This window comes from Leptolyngbya sp. FACHB-671 (assembly GCF_014695745.1).
Classification (GTDB): Bacteria; Cyanobacteriota; Cyanobacteriia; order Elainellales; family Elainellaceae; genus JAAUTN01.
Map to the genome: position 1 here is coordinate 18,728 of NZ_JACJOV010000152.1, position 17,093 is coordinate 35,820.

18 protein-coding genes are annotated in these 17,093 nt (G+C 48.3%); 9 read left to right on the forward strand and 9 right to left on the reverse strand.

Going from position 1 to position 17,093, the window contains the following annotated elements:
• Positions 1 to 123: 123 nt before the first annotated feature.
• The 3 genes from H6F93_RS24735 to H6F93_RS24745 all read left to right on the forward strand — a co-directional run bounded on the left by H6F93_RS24735 (position 124) and on the right by H6F93_RS24745 (position 3,773).
• Entirely contained in the window at positions 124 to 2,610 is a 2,487-nt protein-coding gene (locus H6F93_RS24735; protein WP_190686742.1) for a phosphoketolase family protein, read from the forward strand.
• Positions 2,611 to 2,734: 124 nt separating this feature from the next.
• The gene (locus tag H6F93_RS24740; protein WP_190642593.1) at positions 2,735 to 2,875 is read left to right on the forward strand and encodes a hypothetical protein; all 141 of its coding nucleotides are present in this window, start codon (positions 2,735 to 2,737) and stop codon (positions 2,873 to 2,875) included.
• Between the two features lie 292 nt (positions 2,876 to 3,167).
• A complete protein-coding gene (locus tag H6F93_RS24745) occupies positions 3,168 to 3,773 on the forward strand; it encodes an AAA family ATPase (protein ID WP_190686745.1) in 606 nt (201 codons plus the stop codon).
• 178 nt (positions 3,774 to 3,951) lie between these two features.
• On the opposite strand, the gene H6F93_RS34810 is transcribed toward H6F93_RS24745, so the two are convergent.
• The 4 genes from H6F93_RS34810 to H6F93_RS24755 all read right to left on the reverse strand — a co-directional run bounded on the left by H6F93_RS34810 (position 3,952) and on the right by H6F93_RS24755 (position 5,176).
• Positions 3,952 to 4,080: a hypothetical protein gene (locus H6F93_RS34810; protein ID WP_277882880.1), complete on the reverse strand. Its 129-nt coding sequence runs from the start codon at positions 4,078 to 4,080 to the stop codon at positions 3,952 to 3,954.
• Positions 4,080 to 4,205 carry a hypothetical protein gene (locus tag H6F93_RS34815; RefSeq protein WP_277882881.1) on the reverse strand — a complete coding sequence of 42 codons (126 nt, stop codon included), beginning with the start codon at positions 4,203 to 4,205 and terminating at the stop codon, positions 4,080 to 4,082. The genes H6F93_RS34810 and H6F93_RS34815 overlap by 1 nt, the downstream gene beginning before the upstream one ends.
• 303 nt (positions 4,206 to 4,508) lie before the next feature.
• A complete protein-coding gene (locus tag H6F93_RS24750; RefSeq protein ID WP_190642597.1) occupies positions 4,509 to 4,859 on the reverse strand; it encodes a hypothetical protein in 351 nt (116 codons plus the stop codon).
• 122 nt (positions 4,860 to 4,981) lie between these two features.
• On the reverse strand, positions 4,982 to 5,176 hold the full coding sequence (locus tag H6F93_RS24755; RefSeq protein ID WP_190686747.1) for a hypothetical protein: 195 nt from the start codon (positions 5,174 to 5,176) through the stop codon (positions 4,982 to 4,984).
• 268 nt (positions 5,177 to 5,444) lie between these two features.
• Between H6F93_RS24755 and vapB the strand changes: the two genes are divergently transcribed.
• The 6 genes from vapB (at position 5,445) to H6F93_RS24785 (ending at position 13,745) form a co-directional block, all read left to right on the forward strand.
• The gene (vapB, locus tag H6F93_RS24760; protein WP_190642599.1) at positions 5,445 to 5,675 is read left to right on the forward strand and encodes a type II toxin-antitoxin system VapB family antitoxin; all 231 of its coding nucleotides are present in this window, start codon (positions 5,445 to 5,447) and stop codon (positions 5,673 to 5,675) included.
• Positions 5,672 to 5,971, forward strand: a complete 300-nt coding sequence (locus tag H6F93_RS24765) for a type II toxin-antitoxin system VapC family toxin (RefSeq protein WP_242043608.1) — start codon at positions 5,672 to 5,674, stop codon at positions 5,969 to 5,971. Before vapB ends, H6F93_RS24765 begins: the two co-directional genes overlap by 4 nt.
• Before the next feature lie 319 nt (positions 5,972 to 6,290).
• Entirely contained in the window at positions 6,291 to 7,682 is a 1,392-nt protein-coding gene (locus H6F93_RS24770) for a peptidylprolyl isomerase (RefSeq protein WP_190686750.1), read from the forward strand.
• A gap of 182 nt (positions 7,683 to 7,864) precedes the next feature.
• Positions 7,865 to 9,412: an FAD-dependent oxidoreductase gene (locus tag H6F93_RS34240; protein ID WP_190686755.1), complete on the forward strand. Its 1,548-nt coding sequence runs from the start codon at positions 7,865 to 7,867 to the stop codon at positions 9,410 to 9,412.
• A 281-nt stretch (positions 9,413 to 9,693) separates the two neighbouring features.
• On the forward strand, positions 9,694 to 12,237 hold the full coding sequence (locus H6F93_RS24780) for a glycogen/starch/alpha-glucan phosphorylase (RefSeq protein ID WP_190686759.1): 2,544 nt from the start codon (positions 9,694 to 9,696) through the stop codon (positions 12,235 to 12,237).
• Positions 12,238 to 12,362: 125 nt separating this feature from the next.
• Positions 12,363 to 13,745, forward strand: a complete 1,383-nt coding sequence (locus H6F93_RS24785; RefSeq protein WP_190686763.1) for a DUF3370 domain-containing protein — start codon at positions 12,363 to 12,365, stop codon at positions 13,743 to 13,745.
• Here the strand turns inward: H6F93_RS24785 and H6F93_RS24790 are convergent.
• From H6F93_RS24790 to H6F93_RS24810, 5 genes are all read right to left on the reverse strand, one after another.
• Positions 13,737 to 14,003 (reverse strand): hypothetical protein, encoded by a 267-nt coding sequence (locus H6F93_RS24790; RefSeq protein WP_190642605.1) that lies wholly within the window; start codon positions 14,001 to 14,003, stop codon positions 13,737 to 13,739. The genes H6F93_RS24785 and H6F93_RS24790 overlap by 9 nt on opposite strands.
• Before the next feature lie 210 nt (positions 14,004 to 14,213).
• Positions 14,214 to 14,567, reverse strand: a complete 354-nt coding sequence (locus H6F93_RS24795) for a DUF4870 domain-containing protein (RefSeq protein WP_190642606.1) — start codon at positions 14,565 to 14,567, stop codon at positions 14,214 to 14,216.
• A 129-nt stretch (positions 14,568 to 14,696) separates the two neighbouring features.
• Positions 14,697 to 15,572 carry an MBL fold metallo-hydrolase gene (locus H6F93_RS24800; RefSeq protein WP_190686767.1) on the reverse strand — a complete coding sequence of 292 codons (876 nt, stop codon included), beginning with the start codon at positions 15,570 to 15,572 and terminating at the stop codon, positions 14,697 to 14,699.
• Between the two features lie 87 nt (positions 15,573 to 15,659).
• Positions 15,660 to 16,157 carry a hypothetical protein gene (locus tag H6F93_RS24805; RefSeq protein ID WP_190686770.1) on the reverse strand — a complete coding sequence of 166 codons (498 nt, stop codon included), beginning with the start codon at positions 16,155 to 16,157 and terminating at the stop codon, positions 15,660 to 15,662.
• 75 nt (positions 16,158 to 16,232) lie between these two features.
• Entirely contained in the window at positions 16,233 to 17,060 is an 828-nt protein-coding gene (locus H6F93_RS24810; RefSeq protein ID WP_190686773.1) for an aldo/keto reductase, read from the reverse strand.
• Positions 17,061 to 17,093: the final 33 nt, after the last annotated feature.

Here is a 17,093-nt window from a genome sequence, read left to right on the forward strand (position 1 = left end):
TAAAGAAATAGGGTTAACTCTGAATGCCTTACTTAGGGAGGATTTAGATTTTCAAGCAAGAGCTTTGAATGCCTCAAGAAGCGTTTGCTTGTCGGAACAATTTACCCCTATTTCTTAATAGTCATGGTAGTAGCAACTCCTCTACAGACAAAGCCTCTGGCAACGGAAGAACTGCGGAAGATAAATGCCTACTGGCGGGCAGCCAATTACCTCTCCGTCGGGCAAATTTATCTTCTCGATAACCCTCTGTTGCGAGAGCCGCTGAAGTTAGAACACGTCAAGCCACGACTGCTGGGACACTGGGGAACTACTCCAGGACTCAATTTCATCTACGCTCATCTCAATCGAGTCATCAAGGCTCAGGACTTAAATGTAATCTACATTGCAGGTCCTGGACACGGTGGTCCAGGGCTAGTTGCTAATACTTACCTGGAAGGCACCTATACCGATTACTATCCCAGCATTTCTCAAGATGCTGAGGGAATGAAAAAACTGTTTAAACAGTTCTCATTTCCCGGAGGTATTCCGAGCCACGTGGCACCTGAGACGCCTGGATCAATTCATGAAGGGGGAGAGTTAGGCTATGCAGTTTCTCATGCTTATGGTGCGGCGTTTGATAACCCTGACCTGATTGTGGCTTGTGTAGTTGGAGATGGTGAGGCGGAAACTGGACCACTTGCTACCAGTTGGCACTCTAACAAGTTTCTCAACCCAGTTCACGATGGCGCAGTGCTGCCGATTTTGCACTTGAATGGCTACAAAATTGCAAACCCAACGGTGTTAGCGCGACTGAGTCACGAGGAACTAGAAAATCTGTTTACGGGCTATGGCTACAAGCCTTACTTTGTGGAAGGATCAGACCCAGAAACAATGCATCAGTTGATGGCAGCAACGATGGATGTGGCGATCGCCGAAATCAAAGAGATCCAATCTGATGCTCGCGCCAACGGCTTTAGCAAGCGCCCCCAGTGGCCGATGATCATCCTCAAGTCTCCTAAGGGCTGGACGGGGCCAAAAGAAGTTGATGGCAAGAAAACGGAAGATTATTGGCGATCGCACCAGGTTCCCTTCTCCGAAATGGCCAGCAAGCCCGACCACGTCAGGCTGCTCGAAGAGTGGATGAAAAGCTACCAGCCAGAGGAACTGTTTGATGAGAAAGGCACCTTGATTCCTGAATTGGCAGAGCTAGCTCCTCAGGGACAACATCGCATGGGCGACAACCCCCATGCCAATGGAGGCGTTCTGCTGCGGGGTTTGGTCCTACCCGACTTTCGAGACTATGCGGTAGATGTATCAGAACCGGGTACCGTTGTCGCTGAGGCAACTCGCGTCATGGGAACTTTCTTGCGAGACATCATGCAGCGCAACCAAAAGCAGCGTAACTTTCGCCTATTTGGTCCTGACGAAACCGCGTCTAATCGTCTCAGCGCTGTCTTTGAAGCCACCGATCGCACTTGGGTAGCTGAAACCCTGCCCGAAGATGACCATCTCTCGGCAGATGGTCGGGTGATGGAGATTTTGAGTGAACATACCTGCCAGGGTTGGCTAGAGGGCTACCTGCTTACAGGTCGGCACGGGTTGTTTTCGTGTTATGAGGCGTTCATTCACATCGTTGACTCGATGTTTAACCAACACTCGAAGTGGCTAAAAACAACTAATCACATCCCCTGGAGGAGGGCGATCGCCTCTCTCAATTACCTGCTCACTTCTCACGTTTGGCGGCAAGACCACAACGGGTTTTCTCACCAAGACCCTGGCTTTATTGACCACGTACTCAACAAAAAAGCAGAAGTGATTCGGGTATATCTTCCCCCAGATGCCAATACGCTGCTGTCTGTGACGGATCACTGTTTGCGAAGCCGCCAATATGTGAATGTGATCGTCGCAGGCAAACAGCCCGCCTTGCAATATCTCGATATGGATGCAGCAGTCAAACACTGTACTAAAGGCATTGGCATCTGGAGTTGGGCCAGCAATGATCAGGGCGTGGAGCCAGATGTAGTGATGGCTTGTGCCGGAGATGTACCCACTTTAGAAACGCTGGCTGCGGTGGATATCCTTCGCAAATACTTCCCTGAGCTAAAGGTTCGGGTGGTGAATGTGGTGAATTTGATGAAACTTCAGCCCGAATCTGAACACCCGCATGGCTTGAGTGACAAAGACTTTGACTCTATCTTTACCACCGACAAGCCCATCATTTTTGCCTATCACGGCTATCCCTGGTTGATTCACCGTCTCGCCTATCGCCGGACTAATCATCACAACCTGCATGTGAGGGGCTACAAAGAAGAAGGAACTACCACTACCCCGTTTGACATGGTGGTGTTGAATGATTTAGATCGGTTTAGCCTGGTTGATGATGTGATCGATCGCGTTCCTAAACTGCGGTACACCGCTGCTCATGTCAAGCAAATGCTGCACGACAAGCTAATCGAACATAAGCATTACATTGCTGAACACGGTGATGATATGCCAGAGATTCGTAACTGGAAATGGGCGTATTACAGCAACCCTGATTCTGCTGCGGTACAGGACTCTGGAACAAAACTACACGATAGTACTTCTCCCTCTCAAGCCGGAGAAGAAGGCGCTTCTAAATCCCGTGCTTAATCACCTGTGTTACTTAGATCTGCAACTTCTGAGAGAAGTCGCAGATCTTGACTCCTGCGATCGCAAATTCTACTAAAACAGGGAGCTTCGGCTCCCTGCTTTGCTCAGGAACGAAAATCAAACAATGTACAAAACTCGTAGGTTGGGTGGAGCAAAGCGAAACCCAATGCTCCAGGATATTGGGTTGAAGAATGAAACTCAACATCCTGGACAGCAAACTTTGAACGTTGGGTTCCGCTCTGCTGCACCCAACCTACACAACTAGAACAGGGGGCTTCGGCTTCCTGTTTTGCTAGCAAACGTTTTACCTAAAACTCGCGCAAATACAACCAACAATCAACAGGGTCACCACCACTCATTAGTTCTTTGTGCTAATACACTTAATGCTCTGCTCGTGTCCAATATTTCTTTTAATTCTTCTACTTTGACGGGCATCTCATAGTTCCGAGAAGCTTTGCTTTCAGGATTGGGAATCACGTGCAAACTTCAAGAGACAAGCCACAAATAGTTGTATCCTATTTCCGCTTGTGCTGATTTGTGGGTCTAACAAGGAGCTTATGCAAGACAGTTTTCATTGCGGTCAGCGGATTTCGGTTGTGGGAACTACCGGATCAGGAAAAACAACTCTGGCACGAAGAATTGCTCAACAGCTTCAAATTCCTCATGTTGAGTTAGATGCACTCCATTGGGAGCCAGGTTGGACAGAGGCTTCAGATCAAGTGTTTCGTGACCGGATAACAGAGGCGCTTGCAGGCGATCGCTGGGTTGTAGACGGCAATTACAGTAAAGCTCGTGACCTAGTTTGGAGTCGAGCGGATACCGTTGTATTTCTGGATTACCCATTCTGGCTAGTGATGAACCGATTGCTGCGGCGAACCGTGCAGCGATCGTTTAGACAAGAAGAACTTTGGAATGGCAATCGGGAGAACGTTTGGCTATCGTTTTTTAGTCAAAACTCTATTCTGCTATGGCTATTGCAAACCTATCAGCGCAATCGTAAAAAGTACCCTGCACTATTTCAGCAGCCAGAATATGCCCATTTATCTGTGATACATCTACAATTCCCAAAAACAACAGAAGATTGGTTATTAAATCTCAGTGAATTGGCAACACAGCCAGCAGTTTCACCTGCGCTAAAGCAGTTACCACTTGAACAGCCATAGAATTTGTTTAAGCTATTTATTAATCTGGTATCACGAGGTAGGGGCGAAGCGGTCGGTCATAGATCTGGAACTATTTAAGGGTTTCCCTGCCGATCGCTTCGCCCCTACGGGGACTCAATCAAGCAGATCTGGAACTGTTTTAAGGTTTCTTACCGACCGCTTCGCCCCTACAGTGGGCTTAGTTATCTCGCTTGCGATAGCGCCTGAGAATGCTCATCACTTCACTCAGGTGAGGGGCGGGCAACAAAGGACTCCATGCGCCCACTTGGGCAAAGCCACGCGCATGAAGCGTATGAATCGTTTCCATCACTCCATCACTCCATCACGAGAACCGATCACTAAAATTTGCAGCCGTTCGCGTTCTGGATGAGCAGAGGAAAGATTGCTCTCTGCGACAACTGAGCAGAGAGACTCTAACAAGTTCTCAGGCATTAGGGTTTGACTCCTATTTAGGGTTTGCAAGGAAACCCCAAAAACCTAGCCACCTTCAGACTATTTGACGCGACAAGTCGAGGTGGCTAAGGGAGTGGTAAAATTCACCGTTAGCCGCCAGACTGCTGTACTCAGTTTGTCGGTTAGCTGCTCAAGGTTGCTCTAACAGCCTTGAGTAGCGCTAGATTTTTGGGTTTGTGTCGGTTGTGATGTGTAATAAAAACAACCTTGACGAGAGAGCCTATCCGGGAATGGATACTCTCGTCAAGGTGTTTAGGTGAATTATGTTTGCTATTGTGTCGTCTATTGCTTTGCTTTTCGGGTCGGACGCTTGCGCTCACTGCGGCGCACTCCTCCTGCCATCTCATATTCGGGGCTGTCTTTGCCAAACTTAGCGGCGACCGCCAACAACATATCTTCAGACAGTTCACTCAAAGATTTCTCAAACTCTGTAACCGCAGTCGCAGCTGCATCAGCCGCCGAGAGTGTGGTGTTATAAAACTCTAGCCTTCTGCGACCCAATTCGATCGCCTGCTCATACGTCTCAACCGTCCGCCCGTTGCCCAAGTCCAGAGAGGAGCTAATAGACTTGATTGCCGCCAAACGACGTTCTGCTTTTCCCAAAACTTTAGAGCTACGCTTTTGACGCGCCATGATGGATTACCTGTGTGGGTAGAGTACAAATTCAAGGTACTTACACCAGCGCAACCGTAGCCTCAGCAATAACCGATCGCATTCCAACCGTTTTACTCAAGTTTGATCAGAAACAACGTAGTTTAACGGCGATCGCTATTAAAAAACTTTACAAATAGCTTGGCGATCGTGACCAAACAAGCTTCTGTTACGACGAAAAGAGATTCCGACATGATGAAACAGGGTTTTGCCGTGCCGGAAAGAGATTCTGTCGTGATGAAACAAAGTTCTGTTGCAATGAAATAAAGTTCTGTCGTGCTGGAAAAAGATTTTGTCATGCCGGAAAGAGGTTTGTCGAGCCGAAATAAGGTTCTGTCACCTCAATGCAGTCCCACGTAGGTTGGGTGAAGCAAAACCTACGTTTTCACTCTCCTTACCTATCAACGTCAGCACCTGTTTCACAGTCATGAAATGGTTGACCTGTTCCGTGCTGTTTTTCGTAGCGTTAAAGCAGACTCTTCCTTTACAATTCAAGCTGGAATTGCTGTGATGTTTTTGGTAGAAGTAAACAAAGAATATAAATCATGGCAATAAAAAGGAGCACTTATGACAATTGATGCAGAGATTTTGCAAACCATTACTCAAATGCCAGAACCACTCAAGCAAGAGCTTCTGCACTATGCCAAATATTTAATTAATAACTATTCAACAGATATCCCCGAGGAAAACTTACCATCCCAAAAACGTCGATCTGGCATCTTAAAGGGCACTTTTGTGTTGCCTTTGCCTGACGACTTCGATGAGCCTCTTGAAGATTTTAAGGAATATATGGAATGAGTACTTTTCTTTTAGATACTCATGCCTTTATTTGGCTGACTGAAAATGATGCAAACCTTCCAGGCAATCTGAGAACAACGATCGACACTGCAGATTTAGTCTATCTAAGCATTGCCAGTTTTTGGGAAATTGCCATCAAGTTGAAACTTGGCAAGTTATCGCTTCGACAGAGCTATGAAACGATTGGAATCGCGATCGATAGTTCAGATATCCTCATCCTGCCGATCTCTTTTGCTGATACGGTGCAAGTGCGGAACCTCCCCTGCATCATGGCGATCCGTTTGACCGAATGTTAATTTCACAAGCAATCAACCACTCTCTCACCATTATTAGTACTGATAAAAAGTTTGATGCGTATCCGGTAAAACGGCTGTGGGTATGAATATAAACAAAAGTCTTTTAGATGAACTCGAACGTACGGGTGAGAAGTTCCCTCAATCAATTCCGCACCGTTAGCGTTGAAACAACGGAAATCGTTGGACAAACGCTAAATGGGGATTAGTTAAATTTTTAGTGATGTTCTCAGCTTTGCCTCAACTGTAGGTTGCTATCTTGACTCATCAACTTTAAGATCACTCTGGATTTGAATCAGATGTCGTCTTGGTGAGATCGTTTATGTCAATTGTGGTGAACCCCATTTCTGATTTAGTGATTAGAAATGCTCAAAATACTGCTGTTAACCTACTAAACAATTTTGACGATCCATTTACAACAGGGCTAGTTGCTCGCTTTGAGCTATTCAACACCTCCTTGGGCGGTGGAGTCACCAATGTTGTACTTTTCGATCAGCCTGGGGCAGGCGCTCCGTTGACTGTGCGAAACTTTCAAAACTATGTCAGTCGTGGGTCCTATAGAAATTCGATTATCCATCGCTCTGTTCCTGGTTTTATCGTTCAAGGTGGGGGGTTTACCGTTGATGGATTGGATAAGGTATTAGAGCAAACCCCTAGAAGCGGTGCGGATGCGGTAGAGGTGATTCCAGCGGATGCTCCTGTACGCAATGAGTTTAGTGCGGGTCGCTCTAACCTACGTGGCACGATCGCGATGGCTAAAGTGGGCAACAATCCCAATAGTGCGACGAACCAATGGTTCTTCAACCTTGCTAACAACTCTCGCAACTTGGATAACCAAAATGGTGGATTTACTGTCTTTGGTCAGGTGCGTGGAAGGGGTGATTTGAATGTCATTGATGCGATCGCCAGATTGCCCATCTTCGGGGCTGCTAATTTCTTTGGTCAGTCTGCCTTTACCGACTTGCCATTGAGCGTTGCAGATCCCAGAAATCCCGTATTGAGTGGTGATGAGAATCTAGTTCGCTATCGCAGCATCACAGTTTCCCGCGTCAATGAGTTGCAGTTTAGAGTTGTCAACAATTCCAACCCTAACCTGGTGAATGCGACAGTTCGCAATAACCAGCTTCAACTCAACTACCGTCCCACTCGAACGGGAATAGCCGCAATCACAATTCGTGCAACTAATCTGTTGGGAGACACGATTCAAGACACATTTTCTGTGACGGTTGCAAGCAGAAGGGCTACTGCTAGGGCTGACTACCTAGTGGGCACAAACAGAAATGATGCGATTCGTGGATTGGCAGGCAACGACCAAATTTTAGGATTAAACGGAAACGATCGCCTGTTGGGTCAAGCTGGTGCAGACAGACTAGTTGGGGGTGCAGGCAACGATTTTCTCCAGGGTGGAGTTGGCAACGATGCGATTAACGGTGGCGCAGGTAACGATCGGATTGCAGGGAACGCTGGCAGAGATCGGATTACCACAGGAGGAGGTCGAGATACCCTTATCATCGGTCGTGGAGAAGGCTTAGATGTAGTCACAGATTTTGCTGACAGACTCGACAAAATTCAACTGAGTGGGGGGGTGTCGTTTGGGCAGCTAACCATTCGTCAACAGCAAAGTGACACACTCATTCAGGTGGGTCGTACTAATCTTTTGACACTAGAAAATGTAAATGCGAACCTGGTAACCCAGGCAGATTTTGTAGCGTGATGGATTTTTTGTAGAACAAAAAACAGAAGTTTACCCTTGGATAGTGCGGTTCAGCTTCTAGCCTTTGCTGCGATCGCCTATCCTAAGGGTTACTTTTGCCATCCTCTCCCTCTTTCGAAAGAACCCAGCTTTTGTAAAGCTATGTAAAGATTCCTTGTAATGAGAAACGAGGAATAAGAGTAATGCACCAGAATTCTGGAGAAAGTACTTCGGTTTGGATGAGAACCGCAAAGGTTCCTGAGCAATCCGCTCTAAAGGAATCTCTTCATGCAGACGTGTGTGTAGTCGGAGCAGGAATTGCGGGACTCACAACGGCTTACTTATTAGCCAAGCAAAAGAAATCTGTCGTGGTATTGGAGGGTAGAACGATTGGGGGTGGTCAAACCGTTCGGACAACCGCTCACATTGCTACAGCACTCGACGATCGCTACTACGAAATTGAGAATACTCATGATAAAGAAGCGGCAAAATTAGTCGCTGACAGCTTTACAGCAGCGATCGCCTGCGTCGAATCCATCGTTACCGCTGAGAACATTGACTGCGATTTTGAGCGGTTAGATGGCTACTTGTTTGCTGCCACACTAGATGATGTTAAGGATTTAGATCAAGAGCTAGAAGCTGCTCATCGCTCTGGTTTAACTGGGGTTGAAAAGTTGGCGCGATCGCCTATCAGCAGCTTCGACACTGGCCCGTGTTTGCGCTTTCCCCAACAGGCTCAGTTTGACCCCCAAAAGTATCTGGCAGGGCTAGCCGATGCTATTACCCGTCACGGTGGACGCATCTACACCCACACTCACGTCAGCGAGGTGAAGGGCGGTTCTCCAACCCAGGTGAAGACGCGGGAAGGATTCACCGTCACCGCTAATGCACTTGTGATTGCAACCAATTCTCCAATTAACGATCGCGTCTTTACTCACTTAAAGCAGGCTCCCTACCAAACCTATGTGATTGCTGCAAAAGTGCCAGAGGGGGCGATCGCCAAAGGCTTATATTGGGATACGCTCGACCCCTATCACTACGTCCGTTTACAGACAATGCAAACCGGTGGAGAAACCTACGATTTGCTGATTGTTGGGGGTGAAGACCACAAAACCGGACAGGCAAACGATGCCGATGCCCGCTATGCTGCCCTAGAAACCTGGACAAAAGAAAGGTTTCCAATGGTAGAAAGCATTGAGTTTCGCTGGTCAGGGGAAGTCATGGAATCGGCAGATGGGCTAGCATACATTGGGCAAAGTCCTGACCAAGCAGAGAACGTTTACATCGCAACAGGCGATTCAGGAATGGGCATGACTCACGGCACGATCGCTGGAATGCTCTTAACCGACCTGATTGCTGGACATAAGAACCCTTGGGAAGAGCTGTACAATCCAGGACGAGTGCCAGTGGGTGCTGCCTCTGACCTAATTACAGAAGGAATCAATGTCGCTGCACAGTATGCAGACTGGGTGACAGGCGGTGAGATCGATGACGCTGAGCAGTTGGCTCCAGGAACAGGGGCAGTCATTCGACACGGACTCACCAAAATAGCCGCTTACCGGGATGAATCTGGCGAATTACACGAATGTTCAGCCGTTTGTCCTCATTTAGGTTGCATTGTTGCCTGGAACTCCGCTGAAAAATCCTGGGATTGCCCCTGCCACGGCTCCCGCTTTAGTGCCACAGGTGAGGTCGTAAACGCACCCGCAATTAAAGGATTAAGTCCTGCAAAGACCAAAACCACAAAATAGGCGATATATGCTGATCTGATGTATGAATTCCTTAGGGACATGGCATTGCCATGTCCCTACAGCGATGTAGGTTAGGTGGAGCATTGCGAAACCCAACGGGGAGTCCTGCAAGTGTTAGGTTCCGCTGTGCTTCACGCAACTTACGAATTTTACGTACCTTAATTCTTTAGGGAGAATCAACCCGTCTTAACCATCAGCACAGATATTAGTAGGGACGGTTGTAAACCGCATTTGAACCTAGCGCTTTAATCGAGCTATAGACAGGACTCCTGTTAATCTACATGCAGACCCAAAACCCTACACAAACTCAAAATATTCCAGTTCAGGTGGACGACGATCGCACAGGTCTAGAGGTAGAAACCCTCAGACGTGCCTTGGCGGATAATTTGGTCTACATTCAGGGCAAATTTCCTAGCAATGCCACCAAGAATGATTTGTACATGGCGCTAGCCTACACTGTGCGCGATCGCCTCCTTCTGCGCTGGCTCAACACCACCACCACTTGCCGCAAACCGGGCGTTAAAGTTGTAGGCTACCTATCTGCCGAGTTCTTGATGGGTCCACACCTGGGAAATAACCTGATCAACCTGGATATCTACGATCAGGTGCGTCAAGCCGTTGAAGAATCAGGCTTAGATCTGCAAGATTTGCTCAACCAAGAAGAAGAGCCAGGTTTGGGAAATGGTGGCTTGGGGCGATTAGCAGCCTGCTACTTAGATTCTCTTGCCTCTTTGGAAGTGCCTGCAATTGGCTACGGCATTCGCTATGAATTTGGCATCTTTGATCAGCAAATCCGGGATGGCTGGCAGGTCGAAATCACCGACAAATGGCTGCACTATGGCAACCCTTGGGAGATTGCTCGCCCTGAAGAGACCGTCGAGGTTAAATTTGGCGGACACATCGAAACCTACCACGATGACATCGGCAGACTTCGCGTGCGCTGGGTTCCTAATCAGACGGTGAATGGAATTCCCTATGACACACCCATTACCGGATACAGAAACAATACCGTCAACACCCTAAGACTCTGGAAAGCAGAAGCACCAGAATCCTTTGACTTTCAGGCATTCAACAAAGGAGATTATTACGGTGCGGTCGATGAAAAAATGAGTTCCGAAAACATCACTAAAGTGCTTTATCCTAACGATGAGCAGATTCAGGGTAAGCAACTGCGGCTGATTCAACAGTTTTTCTTTGTCTCATGTTCCCTGCAAGACATCATCCGAATTCACTTGCAAACTGGTAAAACATTAGACACCCTACACGAAAAGTTTGCGCTCCAGTTGAATGACACTCACCCTGCGATCGCCGTTGCAGAACTAATGCGCCTGCTCGTAGACGAACATTTAGTAGAGTGGAGCAAAGCCTGGAACATCACTCGAAACACACTCAGCTACACCAATCACACCCTCTTGCCAGAAGCTCTGGAGCGCTGGTCTTTGAGCTTGTTTGGTAGCCTTTTGCCCCGGCATCTGCAAATCATCTACGAAATCAACACTCGCTTCCTGGATGAAGTGCGAATGAAATATCCTGGCGATGTAGGGCGAGTTGCCCGCATGTCATTGATTGACGAAACAGGAGAAAAATATGTTCGCATGGCTAATCTTGCCTCTGTGGGTAGCCACGCCATAAACGGAGTTGCTGCTCTCCACTCTGAGCTACTCAAAGAAACTGTTTTGCGCGACTTCTATGAGTTTTCGCCAGAGAAGTTTAGCAACAAAACGAATGGAGTTACACCACGCCGCTGGATGGTGTTGAGCAATCCCAGACTGACTAAACTCATTTCCAGCAAAATTGGCGATAACTGGATTAAGCATCTAGAAGACCTAAGAGAATTAGAACCCTTTGCTGACGATGCTGGTTTCCGTCAGGAGTGGCGACAGATCAAGCAGGACATCAAACAGGATTTAGCAACTTACATTCACCAGCGAACTGGAGTAACTGTATATCCTGACTCATTGTTTGATATCCAGGTAAAGCGAATCCATGAGTACAAGCGCCAACACCTAAATGTGCTGCACATCATCACGCTTTACAATCGGATTAAACACAACCCAGATGTTGACATTACGCCGCGTACCTTCCTATTTGGCGGTAAAGCAGCGCCCGGTTATTTCATGGCAAAGCTGATCATTAAGCTGATCAACTCGGTTGCAGATGTGGTGAATCATGATCCAGATGTGCGCGATCGCCTCAAAGTTGTCTTCTTGCCTGACTACAACGTTACCTTCAGTCAACGAGTCTATCCAGCAGCCGAACTTTCTGAGCAAGTTTCCACAGCCGGAAAAGAAGCCTCTGGTACAGGCAACATGAAGTTTTCCATGAATGGCGCACTCACCATCGGCACACTCGATGGTGCTAACATTGAAATCCGAGAAGAAGTGGGTGCAGAAAACTTCTTTTTATTCGGCTTAACCACCGATGAAGTGAATGATCTGAAATCCAAAGGATATAATCCCTGGGACTATTACCACAGCAATCCTCAACTACGTGAAGTGATTGACCTGATTGCCACAGGGCACTTCTCTCACGGTGACGTTAGTCTGTTCAAACCGCTGTTAGACTCACTGCTACATCACGACCCTTACATGCTGTTTGCCGATTATCAGTCCTACGTTGACTGTCAAGACAAAGTGAGTGAAGCTTACCGAGATCAGGATAACTGGACTCGCATGTCAATTCTCAATGCAGTGCGGACGGGTAAATTTTCCTCCGATCGCGCCATTCGCGAATACTGTGAGGACATTTGGCACGCCCAACCCGTCCCCGTTGAATTGCGGGAATATGCTCAGGCAACCGCAGGATTGGGAAGCAACGGGGGTTGAGGATTCGTGACCAGTTGGTGATACATTTTTAGGCACTAGTTATTGGTCATTGACTACAAATTGGCTACAAACAGCTAGCAATGACCAATAACTAGCATTACCGTCTATCTACGACTACTTCCTGCATGTTCGCTTTTCTACTCACCCTTGCTCAGGCTACCCCTACCCCTACTCCGCCACCGCCACCAGAACCTCAAGAATTTGTCCGTCCTCAGGAAGTGCGATCGCTTCCGGGTGGGCTTGACCAAATTCCGATGTTTAACAGCAACAGCCCAGAGCTGGTGCAGACGGAAGGGATTCTGCTCTCAACTTTTCCCGCAGAAGGAATGGAGCAGCCTGCCGCACATTTGAATTTTCCATTTGAAGGACGGTTTGATTTATTTGCTCACCACGTTTATCGGGCACTATCTCCAGAAGAATTGACGAGTCTTTATTTAGGCGTGATTGTTCACAACCCTGGTAGTCAACCGGTTGCAGTAGATGTATTGCAGGCTGCAACCTATCTCAGCCAACCGGATGCCCCCTTCATTGACCTGCCTGCCCTGGTAGAAAATCCTTTAGGGGAAGTGTATGCCGGACCAGGTGGCCGCGTCATGAATGATATTTTGCGGGGGCAGCGTCAGGAAGGCTTTTTGCCTCAAGTGATCGTTCCACCTGGAGGCTATGAAATGTTGCTGAACGTGCCAATACCCGTCGAAATGCTTGACCCGCCAATCAACGGACGGTCTACCCTGATGCGCTTGCGAAGTGATGGCCGGGTATATGTAGCGAGTTTAGCCCTATTTGCTCGTGAGGATGAAACAGGGAATGAGCAGGCTCCTACCTTGGATGAGTGGCGATCGCTCCTGCAAACCGGAAGTCTTGCTGGAGCCCGCGATCGCACCCCCACACCCCCAGACCAAACGGGAGGACAGGTGGTTTATGGACGAGTGGCTGGAGTGGCTCAAGGTTCTGTTTGGGAAGCTCAGGTAGCAGATAGCCCTGATGCCCCTACGCTAAGTATTCCAGCACCGGGTGAAGCTTTTTCCTATGGACTCAGTACTTTGGTAGCTGGCAGGTTAGGCACAAATCAAGTGCAGACCGCCCCTATGCTGGTACGTTACCCGGACACGGCTTATCAGGCGCACGGCAATTATGCTATTCAGTACAGCCTCTCGCTGCCTTTACACAATCCAACAGATCAAACTCAACAGGTAGCGATCGCTCTACAAACTCCGATCAAAGAAGACCTACTGAGTCAAAATGGACTGCGCTTTTTTGAGCCACTGCCCACCCAAACCTTCTTTCGAGGAACGGTGAGAGTGCGCTACACCGACGACCGGGGGTTACCTCGAACACGATACATTCATGTCGTACAGCGCCGAGGACAGCAAGGCGAGCCGTTAGTGACGTTGGAAATGCCAGAGGGCGATCGCCGTCTTGTTCAGGTTGATTTCCTCTACCCGCCTGACTCTACGCCACCCCAAGTGTTAACTGTTCAAACTTTGGAGCGAACTGACTCAAACTAACTCAGCAACCATCCAGGCATAGGTCAAAACACCAATTGCTACAGTGCCGATGATCGCTTGCTGATGTTCGCGCCAAACGCGACTCCAACTAGACTGCATCAGGGCGATCGCAGCACGACGTTCGCGGCTCAGCTCTGCTATCAGTTCAGGCACTTTTGTATTAACTTCAGCCAGAGAAACCTCACCTCGCTGGTAAGCCGCCTCTAGCTCGTCTAGCTTGCGCCAATAATCTTTTGTTGCATCTAGTAGATTAAACATCTGAAACCTTAAAGCGCGACACTCATTTGTTAACTTCTGTAACGATGCTAGCTTGATGGTTTACCAGATGTGCTCGGCAAAAAGGCAGAGTTTGAGAATTGCACTACAAAGACAAAATCTCCAACTTTTCTGAGAAGTTGGAGATCTGAAGAGCCAAGGTTACAGCTCAAATAGGATCACTATTAGCTTAGGTTCCTAATTCCCAGTTCCTTACACTACGCGGAAAATAAACGGATAGCGATAAGGCTGTGAAGGTTCGCGGAAAGTGTGCATAATTGCCAAAACAGGCATTGTCCAGTGAACGATGAACAAAACCAGCAGCAGCGGATAGCCAATCAGCAACAGGCAAAGAAAACCAAAGATTGCGCCATACAGCCACACGTTGAGGTGAAAGTTGATTGCTTCCTTCGCGTTCTCTTTGACAACCGGATCTTCCGAGATAAACAGAATCGCGATCGGGATGCCCACAGAAGCAATCAAAGAACTCAGGAAAATTGAGCCGTGACTGAGCGCTGACAGCAGCTTTTGTTTATCTATGCCAAAAGTGTTTGGTGAATCTTGCATTCGAGTTTTCCTAAAGGTGGTGGTTATCTGGCGATCGCTACACCTCAATATTAATATCCATTCTTCAGGCTGAAGAGTCGAAGTTACCGTACTTTTAAAGGGATGAAGCATGAGGGCCGAAAGACAACTTTATCCTTCATCCTTCATCCATTGAAGGCACTGCTGCATCTGTTGATGCATGGTTTTGCGATCGCTATGATAGCGACGACCATGACCGGGCAATACCCATTCAAAGGAGTAATTCGCCAGTTTTTCCATCGATTGAACTAACTCTGTCCAGGAATACCAGCAGGCACGGCGAAAGGCGTAAAGGTGGTTTAGCTCATTTGACCAGGCAAGATGATCGCCCGTAAACAAAAATTTGTTGTCATACAGCAAAACCGTGTGCCCTTTGGTGTGACCGGGAACTGGAATAATCAGCAAATCATCGGTAAGTGGCGTGGGTTCTGTGCCCGATAGCTGAATCTCTACTGACTGCGTACCTCGGCTAATCTCGTCTTTGTGGAGAATGCGATCGCAGCCAAAATGATCGTGAAACTTCTGGTGATCCGCTACATCATCCCGGTGCGTCAGGTAAAGGTAACGAACTCCACCCAGTTGCTCCAGTCGTTTCACCAGAGGAGGGGCAAAGCGGGGCGAATCGACCAGCACATTTCCTTCTGGTCTTTGAATCAGGTAACTGGCAGCACCAAAGGAACTTTCGGCATGATAGCCGCAGTGATAAACCGGACCTTCAACCAAAATCGGGAAACTTGCTTGTGCTTGCTTGATGTCAGTCGGTTTTTCAACCGTGCCAATCGAGGCAGTTGGGCAAGCCAGCAACGCCTGCATTGCCCGCAATCGTTCATCGTCATTCACAGGCTGATGATGAACAGCAGACTGATCTCCAGCTTCATAAAATACCTCTGGAGCCATCCAGCGGCAAGTATCGCAATCGATGCAGGAGCGATCGACATAAAAATCGCCACTCACGTTTTGAGGACGACGTTGACTCAGTTGTGCCATAGCTGCACCTCGTGGTGGAATAATTCCACGCTACACACTGCGATCGCTTTTGTGGCGTTTTAGAGGAACTGTTCAACAAACTGCAACCTAACTCTGACCGTCTACCTTTTTGGCAAAAGCTTTCTGCAACATCCACAGCCCCGCTGCACTAGCAGCACTGCTAAACAAGCCAAAGCTAGCCTGCTGCTTTCCTGTGAGCAAATAGGCAAATCCAATAATGGTAAGGGCGATCGCCGCTCCTTTCGCTGCCGTTAACATTAGCCGAATCGTGACGATCGCATCCGTTGTTTGCTTCGTCAAATCCGTTGACTGACTAGCTGGAACCGAAGTGGGAATCGTATGTTCCAGTGATCGCAGCTTGACCAGATCAACTTCGTAATAGGTGCCCAATTCCTCGTCCCGCAAACTAGCAACCGAATGCAGCCCAAACTTTTTAGCATGGGCGATCGCTTCTCGAATTTGTTTCTTAGTCGCGACGGGTTTCAGCGCCTCAAACACGGACTCCCGATAAACCCCAGTTTTTGCCATATCCAGAATGCGCTGGCTTAGCTCAACCACCGAGGGTCGTCTGGCAATGGTACTCATAAGGTATCTCTGCTCAACTGGGCAAGTCTCAATATAGTAATTTTGTACTAAGTTGCCAGATCTGCAAGAGGAGTTTTAGAGAACTTCAAGCGGTTTGGCTTTCTGGGGCGGTGGGAAAGCTTGATTCAACTCAGTTAAGTCAGGATCGGTTAGTTTCAGGTCAAGTGCTGCGTAATTCTCCCGAATGCGATCGCGATTGCTCGATTTTGGAATAACTATGACTCCTTGTTGCAATAACCAGGCGATCGCCACCTGAGCCGCAGAAGCATGATGCCGTTCCGCAATAGTTTTCAGCGACGAGTTATTCAACATTCGTCCCTGTTCTAACGGTGAATAAGCCATCACTGCCACATTTTGCTCCCGGCACCAGGGCAACAAATCCCACTCGATGCCACGCCGACTCAAGTTATAAAGCACCTGATTGGTCGTAGTTAACCCCTGATCCAGGCTATGAGCTTCTTCCATGTCATCGCGATCGAAATTGCTCACGCCAAAGTCACGGATCTTTCCAGCCTGCCGCAATTCCTGAAACGCTTCAATGGTTTCAGCCAAAGGCGTTGAACCGCGCCAGTGGAGCAGGTAAAGGTCAAGATAATCGGTCTTCAACCGCTTCAGGCTACGTTCACAGGCAGCGATAGTGCCTCGGCGAGTAGCGTTGTGGGGATAAACCTTGCTGACCAGGAAGATTTGGTCGCGGTTGGGGGCGATCGCTTCTCCCACAATTTCCTCGGCACCGCCTTCCCCATACATCTCAGCGGTGTCAATTAGCGTCATGCCCAGCTCAACGCCAAACCGCAGAGCATCCACCTCTTCCTTGCGTTGCCTGCCATTTTCCCCCATCCGCCAAGTGCCCTGCCCAAGTACAGGCATCGTCGCGCCCGAAACTAGCTTCACCGTTTGCATGATTAATCTTTTTACTTTGTGCCGCTCTCTAAT

Coding starts and splice junctions, on each gene's coding strand:
- H6F93_RS34815 (WP_277882881.1), bottom strand. CDS start 4,205: ATGCCTGAGAACTTGTTAGAGTCTCTCTGCTCAGTTGTCGCAGAGAGC.
- H6F93_RS24805 (WP_190686770.1), bottom strand. CDS start 16,157: ATGAGTACCATTGCCAGACGACCCTCGGTGGTTGAGCTAAGCCAGCGC.
- H6F93_RS24765 (WP_242043608.1), top strand. CDS start 5,672: ATGAGTACTTTTCTTTTAGATACTCATGCCTTTATTTGGCTGACTGAA.
- H6F93_RS24785 (WP_190686763.1), top strand. CDS start 12,363: ATGTTCGCTTTTCTACTCACCCTTGCTCAGGCTACCCCTACCCCTACT.
- H6F93_RS24750 (WP_190642597.1), bottom strand. CDS start 4,859: ATGGCGCGTCAAAAGCGTAGCTCTAAAGTTTTGGGAAAAGCAGAACGT.
- H6F93_RS24740 (WP_190642593.1), top strand. CDS start 2,735: ATGTACAAAACTCGTAGGTTGGGTGGAGCAAAGCGAAACCCAATGCTC.
- H6F93_RS34240 (WP_190686755.1), top strand. CDS start 7,865: ATGCACCAGAATTCTGGAGAAAGTACTTCGGTTTGGATGAGAACCGCA.
- H6F93_RS24800 (WP_190686767.1), bottom strand. CDS start 15,572: ATGGCACAACTGAGTCAACGTCGTCCTCAAAACGTGAGTGGCGATTTT.
- H6F93_RS24745 (WP_190686745.1), top strand. CDS start 3,168: ATGCAAGACAGTTTTCATTGCGGTCAGCGGATTTCGGTTGTGGGAACT.
- vapB (WP_190642599.1), top strand. CDS start 5,445: ATGACAATTGATGCAGAGATTTTGCAAACCATTACTCAAATGCCAGAA.
- H6F93_RS34810 (WP_277882880.1), bottom strand. CDS start 4,080: ATGGAAACGATTCATACGCTTCATGCGCGTGGCTTTGCCCAAGTGGGC.
- H6F93_RS24780 (WP_190686759.1), top strand. CDS start 9,694: ATGCAGACCCAAAACCCTACACAAACTCAAAATATTCCAGTTCAGGTG.
- H6F93_RS24810 (WP_190686773.1), bottom strand. CDS start 17,060: ATGCAAACGGTGAAGCTAGTTTCGGGCGCGACGATGCCTGTACTTGGG.
- H6F93_RS24770 (WP_190686750.1), top strand. CDS start 6,291: ATGTCAATTGTGGTGAACCCCATTTCTGATTTAGTGATTAGAAATGCT.
- H6F93_RS24755 (WP_190686747.1), bottom strand. CDS start 5,176: ATGACAAAATCTTTTTCCAGCACGACAGAACTTTATTTCATTGCAACA.
- H6F93_RS24795 (WP_190642606.1), bottom strand. CDS start 14,567: ATGCAAGATTCACCAAACACTTTTGGCATAGATAAACAAAAGCTGCTG.
- H6F93_RS24790 (WP_190642605.1), bottom strand. CDS start 14,003: ATGTTTAATCTACTAGATGCAACAAAAGATTATTGGCGCAAGCTAGAC.
- H6F93_RS24735 (WP_190686742.1), top strand. CDS start 124: ATGGTAGTAGCAACTCCTCTACAGACAAAGCCTCTGGCAACGGAAGAA.